Origin of the sequence: Synechococcus sp. R55.8, assembly GCF_047461895.1 — a bacterium.
Taxonomy (GTDB): Bacteria; Cyanobacteriota; Cyanobacteriia; order Thermostichales; family Thermostichaceae; genus Thermostichus.
On the sequence record NZ_JANSIB010000082.1, the window covers coordinates 7,399 to 14,189 of the forward strand.

A 6,791-nucleotide genomic window follows, 5' to 3' on the forward strand; every position below is an offset into this window, starting at 1 on the left:
GCGTAAGCGGGACGGAGTCCTTTAGCGGGGCGGAGCCCTTTCGCTGGGCTCGAATCGGCTTGCGGGCACAGAAGCGGGATACCCCCTGCACCTGCTCCAGGCGAATTTGGGGCGGCGAGCGCCGTTGCAAGGTTTGCGCCTCCGGGGAGTCTGCCGCAATTAGGCGGCCTTGGTGCAGGTAGGTGGGGCTGACCCAGTGGAGATTGGGATGGTTGCCCGCCAGCAGCCAACGGCAGTGGGAGCACTTGCCGCAAGGGATCCCGGAGCTGGATTCGCACAAGAGGGCCTGGGCAAACCAACGGGCCATCAGCTTCCGCCCCACCCCTTGGGGGCCCAAGAAGCAGTAGCTGGAAGTCACCCGCCCCTTCTCCAGGGCCGCCACAAGCAGTCGTGCCGCCATCTCCTGCCCGACAATGTGCTGTGGAGGCAAGACCTTCATCCGCTTGACGGTCTCGGCGCTCGGACGGAGTTCTGGCATATCTCAGCATCCGCTGGCAGAAGCTGGCAGGAAATGTTTGCGAAAATACTGCAGCGTCTCCGGTCGCAATAACCCCCGCTCCACCAAGGGATCCCCCCAGTGGGGCGAAGATTCATCCATCGGCGGCAAGGACTCCAGCACTTCAGCAGCCAACAAGTCGGCAGCCTTGAGGAACTCTCCCACCGTGCGGCACCCCGACAAACGGGCAGAATACCCCCCATCCGCAAAGAACTTGATCGTGGTTGCCTTCAGGCCGGTACACTCGCCAATGACCGCAGTCAGCTTGCCCCCCGACTGTTGCCAGCGGCTGAGGATGTCTTGGATCTGGGGCCGATCCAGCAAGCCCGCTGCCTGCAAGTTTTGGAACAGATGCCTGGCCCAGGGGGTGAGTTCCGCCAGCAAAGGATCCGTCGGCGTGTCCTCAGGATTGGCGGGAAGCTCCCCGGCATCGGTCGCAGGTTCCTCCAGTCTCCTCGTAAGGACTGTGTTTCGCTCACGCGAACGTGCTGGCTCATCTTTGGCGGTTGAGCCAGAGAAGTTGGCTGCTCTCAACTGAGCCTGCGCTGCCTCGGCGATCAGCTTTTGCTGTTCGTAACTCACCTGCAGCAGACGGTTGCGATTCTGCTCAATCTTGAGGTTCTCCTGTAAAGTCTCCAAGCTCTGTCGGTAGGCCGCTAGCAGCTCTCGCGCATCTCGCAGTTCCACCGTCAAGTTGGCCTGCTGCTGTTGAAGGGCGCTGAGGCGGGATCCCGTGGTTTTCAGTTGTTGTTGAGCTTGCTCCAAGGCTTCTTGGCGGGCTTGCAGGGATCCCTCCAGTTGGACAATGCGCTGGTCGGCCTCGGCCCGTTCTGCCCTGAGCTGGTGGATCAGGGCTTGGCTCTGCTGCAGTTGCTCCTCCAGTTGGGCAAGGTGCGCTTCGTAGTCACGGTTGGCTGCCATCAGCTGTGCTATTTCCGCTTGCAGTTGTTGTAGCTGCGCCTGTAAGCTTTCCACCTGCTCTGGGGGAACATAGCCGGAAAGCCGCGCCATTTGGGCCTCGTGCTCTTGCTGTAGCTGGGCGTAGCGCTCTTGCCACATCTGCAAAGCGGCCCTCAGCTCCGCAATCTGTTGCTCCAAGGCGGCAACCTGCTCTGGCCAGAAGGAATCCAGATGCCGGGATGGGGCAGCTTCTGGCTCTGCAGCTTGCTGGGCAAGTTGGGCCTGCAGCTGATCCCGCCCCGACCGGAGCTGCTGGAGCTGCTGGAGCGCCGCTTCCAATTGAGCGCGTAGGTCAGCCACAACGCTGCTGGGCACCGAGTCCAACTGGCGTTTCTGCAGAATCTGGATTTGCTCTTGCAACTGCTCCAATTCCGACTGATAGCAATCTTGCTGGGTTTGCAACTGCCGCTGCGCCCTTTGCTCAGCAGCGCGGGCAAGAGCCAGCTCCGTTTCCAGCCTTTGCAGTTGTTCCCGCCAAACCCGCAAATCCTGCTGCAACGTTGCCTGGTGCTGGAGCTCTGCTTGTTGGAGACGGATGGTGGCTTCCAGTTTTTGAATGCGCTGCTGATACTGGTTTTGAAAATCGGCAATCTGCTGGTTCATGTTGGCCAGGATCCGATCCCATTCCTGTTCCTGGAGCTCGATTTGTAGCCGCAAGGCTTCCACTTGCTTGCGGTAGTCAGCCAAGGTGGCCGGTTGAGGCTCATCGGCAAAGGGATCCGAGGCTGCCGCGGCTAATGTTCCAGGGATGGAATCTCCCCCAGCCGCAGATTCAAGACTCGGCGGCTGAACCGTACTCTCTCTCCTGGCCTCTTCGGGTGCAGGCCAATCCTGAGCTGGGTCTTCTCGGCCAGGAATTGTCGATCTTCGGGGGATAGGCTGAACCTCGGGTACGGGATCCTTAGCCAAAAAAGGCTGCAGTGCTTCCCACGCATTGGGGGAAGCCATCCGTTGCAGTTGCACCTGAACATCCAAGGCGCGATCCAAAATGGCTGGCTGTACCCAGCCTTTCCAGGTGAGAATCTCCCCCAATTTCCGCCCGTAGCGACGCTGTTGGGCCAGAGCAACCCGCAACTGCTCAAAATCCAAGTGGCCCAGTGCCACCAAAATCTCTCCCAGAGAAAGAGACTGGCTGGGCAGGAGGCGGTAGAGATCAGCCAGAGTGAGCCAGCCGTGCTCGAGACAAACTTCTCCCAACTTGAGGTGGTTTTGCTGTTGCTCTCGCAGAGCCTGAGCCAACTGGGATTGGGAGATCAGACCCGCCCGCAGCAAACGCTGTCCCAGCGGCAAGCTCGACTCAGCCTCACCGTCAGCAGCACCCCGCCCCTCCAGAAAGGGGAATGGGGTAGAGCCACTCTGGGAGGAAGAGGAGCGCGGAGGCATCAATAAAGTTCCCAGTTTAGGACTGTGTTGTTGCTGTACTTTAGCTTATCGCCCCTCAGGATAAAGCACAAAGAGATGCCAACGCCACATTGACCAGAAAACTGGGTTACAAGCCCCGCCCTTTATGACGGCTTCTTGATACAGTAACTGCGAACTCCGCCAGCTTGTTCGCCTGCGGCGGCACTGAGTGCTTCGTGGTGCAGTACCTCTTACTAGAGGGACATTAGAGGGACAAAGTATCTGGGAGTCTCTTCCCAGTAATTAGGGCGGCGGCATCCCTCTTCGTGCATAGGGATGGAGCAGTACAGCCTGTTAAGGAATCAAGGGGCACAGTAGCAACACCTAGCAAACCAACTTCGGAAGCAGAATGGATTGATGAGTAGTCAAGAGGTCTCTGCTATCTGCTCCATCCCATACTTCCCGGCTCTGGAAAACTGCCGGATAAAAGGCTTCAATACCGACCACATCCTCTCAATCGGATTCAACTCTGGTGCATACACAGGCAGGTCTATGATCCGCGCACCTGTTCCTTGAATCAAACCCTCCACTTCCGAACTCTAATCACCACCTTCCGCGCATCCAGTTCCGGACATGAGTCACTTTGCAAAAACTCCAGAAAATTGCTCTTCCGCATTCCACCCTTGATAACACAACAGCCTACTGCCTCTCTCCAGGAAATAGCTTCAATAATCTTATGTTTTTTCCCTTTGCATCTCTGACGGTAACTGTAAGCTCTTTGACTGCGTAAACTCCGAGATACCCCTCCGTTCCATTGCCTCTCACACCCTTGTCTGGTCTAGAATAGCTATATCTTCCACTGGTATATTCTTGACTTCTTAGCTATAGGCTAATTGTTGCCTTTGCACCTCCTCTTCTCTGATTTTTACACTGCGGTAATTCTTTTTTAGCGTCATTCCTCGCTTTTTTAAAAAGTTGTCTATCGTAACAGCACTCACATCAGTATCCAGTTGCTCTCGTAGCAGTTCCTGATACTACCACGGATAATAGTTCAGGCGCCTTTCAATGACCGTCATAACTTCTTGCCGGTGTTGTTCCAGAATACCTACTCGCTTTGTGCCGACTTTCTTGGGGGATAAATCCTGAGTTTGTTGATACTGATGCACCCAGTGGTGCAGTGTTCTTTGGGTTACCATGAACTGTTCCGCTACCTGGCGAGTGGAGGTCTTGCCTGCCTGATAAGCTGCCACAACTCTTTGGGATAAATCTAACAAATAGGTTGGTATATATCTCTCTTTTCTCTTGGATACTTGTATCCTAATTCATAGGCTGTAATCGGTGAAGTGCCAAAAATGATTCTGATTCTTGTTTCAGCATCGTTGCCGAGCAACCGCTAGGGTGTAGAGACGCGGATCTTCGACAAGAGGATCCCTAGAAAAGAAGGAGAAAAAAATCATGTCCACCAGCACCCTTGTCCGTTGTGCCTGTGAACACTGCAACTGCAGCTTCGAGAGCAGCCAAGGCTATCGCTACGAAGGCCAACTCTACTGCAGCGAAGCCTGTGCCACCCACAATCACGAGCACCCCTCCGCTTGTTGTGTGGCTTCCCACTGCTGTCAATAAGCAGGTCACCAGGCCTTCTTGGGGATCCCAAGCTGCTTTTCTCCCCAGGCAGTTTTTGATAGGCTCCTAGGAACCTTTATCCCTGTCGAGCTTGCATGGAATACCGCTGGGAGCTGCTGCCCACTCCCCCCCAGTTCAATCCGCAACTGAGCCGGGAATATGGCAAGTATGCGGCCAAGGTGATGGCTCTGCGGGGTCTGCACACCTGGGAGCAGGCGCAGGCCTTCGTGGATCCCGAACACTATTCCCCCACACCACCAGCATCCCTGCCGGATCTGGAGCGGGCGGTGGCGCGGCTGCTGCAGGCACGGGAAAGGGAAGAGACCCTGTGCATTTGGGGGGACTTTGACTGCGATGGTGTCACCAGTACCAGTCTCCTGCTCTCGGCGTTACAACCCTTGGGCTTCCGAGTCCAGTTCTCCATACCGCTGCGCAGCACCGAGGGGCACGGGCTCAATCCTCAACGGCTACAGCAGGTGCTGGCCCAGGGCTGCCAAGTGATCCTGACGGTGGATTGCGGGGTGGGCAATGCTGCCGAAATTGCCATGGCCCAAGCCCAGGGGGTGGACGTGATCGTGACGGATCACCACATGCTGCCGGATCCCTTGCCCGCTGCCTATGCGGTGGTCAACCCCTTGCGATTGCCGGCTGAACATCCGCTGCGCTTCTTGCCGGGGGTGGGAGTGGCCTACAAGTTGGCGGAGGCGCTCTACCAAGCCCTAGGGATCCCTGGTGTCGAGCAGCACCTGGATCTGGTGGCGGTGGGAATTGTGGCCGATGTGGCGGTGTTGCAGCGGGAGTGCCGCTACTTGGTGCAGCGGGGCCTGCCGGTGCTGGCCAGTACGCAGCGCCCGGGGTTGCGAGCTCTGCTGGCCCAGGTTAGCAACGGCCAGCTCCAGAGGTCGCCGACAGCCCAGGATATTGCTTTTCGCATCGCCCCCAAGTTGAACGTCATTGGCCGCTTGGAAGACGCCAGCTTAGCAGTGGAGCTGCTGACCACCTCCGATCCAGAGCGGGCCCAGGCGCTGGTGCAACGGTTTGTTGCCCTTGACGAAGAGCGCCGGCAGCTCACCCAGCAAGTGATCCAAGAGGCCAGCCAACAGGTAGAGAGCTTGGATCTGACCCGGGAAGGAGCCATTGTTCTGGCGGAAGCCGGCTGGAACCCAGGGGTTCTAGGGATCGCGGCGGCGCACTTGGTGGAGCAGTATAACTGCCCAACGGTGTTGATCGCCAAAGACGAAGCGGCGGGACGGGGCTATGGGTCGGGCCGTTCCCTGCCAGGGGTGAACCTGGTGGAGGCCATCGAGGCCGTGCGCCCCCTCTTGCGGCGGGGAGGCGGACACCCCATGGCCGCCAGGATCCAAGTGGATCTGGCTTGCCTGGCCGCTGTGCAACTGGCGTTGCAGCGGGAGCTGGCCGCGCGGGTTAGCCCGGATCAGCGGGCTCGCGCCTTGGCGGTGGAGATTATCCTCGACTGGGAGCTACTGGTCTCTCAGGATCGGGATGGGGTGGCAGAGCTGGATGAGGTGTATCGGCAATTGCAGCTTCTGCAGCCCTTTGGGCACGGCAACCCCAACCCCGTCGTTGCCTTGATGAACTTCCGTCCCAATAGCTCCAACCTGGGAGTCTCCCGCAATGGCCGCCACCTCAAGTTTGAACTCCAAGGCTCGCCGGGATCCCGTACTCTGTGGTTTTGGCAGGCCGGAGAAGAGCTGGAGCGCTGGCAAAAATGCCAGGCTTTGGACATCGCCCTCCAGTTGGAGGCGGATGACCGGGGCAGACAGCCTTGGCAGGGCAAAGTGCTGGCGGTGCGCCCTGCGGGAGAGTGGCAGGCACCCACCATTTCCGCCCCTCGCCTACAGATCCAAGATTCTCGGCAGAAACCCCTGCCGGATTCGCAGCAGGGGGCCATCTGTTACGACGGGCAGGAGGCCGAGAACTTTGTTCCACCACCAAAAGGGGCAAAGCTGGTACTGGCCCGCTGGCCCTGGTTACCGGCGGACTTGGCACAACTGCTGCAACAGGCACAGCCCCGAACCCTGATCCTGACTGCTTCTGGCCACCGCTGGGAGCAGATCCCCCAGCAGATTGCCCAACTGCAAGCGCTGTGGCAAGCAGGCCGACGGGATCCCGAGGATCTGGCTGCGGCAACCGGCTTTCCCCGGCAGTGGCTGGCGGAACTGGACAGTCCGGAGCAGATCCCCACGCTACTGATGGGCCGCCTTCAGGAATCCCAAGCCTTTCACCGCTGGCTGGACGAGGCCAGCCCCACCCAGATTGCCCAACTGTGTCAGCGGCTAATGCAATCGGATCCCCTCTCAAGAGAGACAAGAGAGAAAAGAGAAAAGAACGGAGAGTAGTGAGAAGGGAG

3 protein-coding genes and 2 pseudogenes are annotated in these 6,791 nt (G+C 58.4%); 2 read left to right on the plus strand and 3 right to left on the minus strand.

The features are described from left to right. The 3 genes and pseudogenes from NW829_RS09075 to NW829_RS09085 form a co-directional block, all read right to left on the minus strand. Positions 1-478: pseudogene (locus NW829_RS09075) on the minus strand (hypothetical protein); the annotation flags it as partial. Between the two features lie 3 nt (positions 479-481). Further along, a complete protein-coding gene (locus NW829_RS09080) occupies positions 482-2,839 on the minus strand; it encodes a hypothetical protein (RefSeq protein ID WP_414416920.1) in 2,358 nt (785 codons plus the stop codon). Between the two features lie 320 nt (positions 2,840-3,159). Next, positions 3,160-4,083 (minus strand): annotated as a pseudogene (locus tag NW829_RS09085) (IS630 family transposase). Between the two features lie 169 nt (positions 4,084-4,252). Here NW829_RS09085 and NW829_RS09090 point away from each other — a divergent pair. Both NW829_RS09090 and recJ read left to right on the plus strand, forming a co-directional pair. After that, a complete protein-coding gene (locus tag NW829_RS09090; protein WP_414412547.1) occupies positions 4,253-4,420 on the plus strand; it encodes a conjugal transfer protein TrbI in 168 nt (55 codons plus the stop codon). A 95-nt stretch (positions 4,421-4,515) separates the two neighbouring features. Beyond that, positions 4,516-6,780 (plus strand): single-stranded-DNA-specific exonuclease RecJ, encoded by a 2,265-nt coding sequence (gene recJ, locus NW829_RS09095; protein WP_414412546.1) that lies wholly within the window; start codon positions 4,516-4,518, stop codon positions 6,778-6,780. The last annotated feature ends 11 nt before the right edge of the window (positions 6,781-6,791 follow it).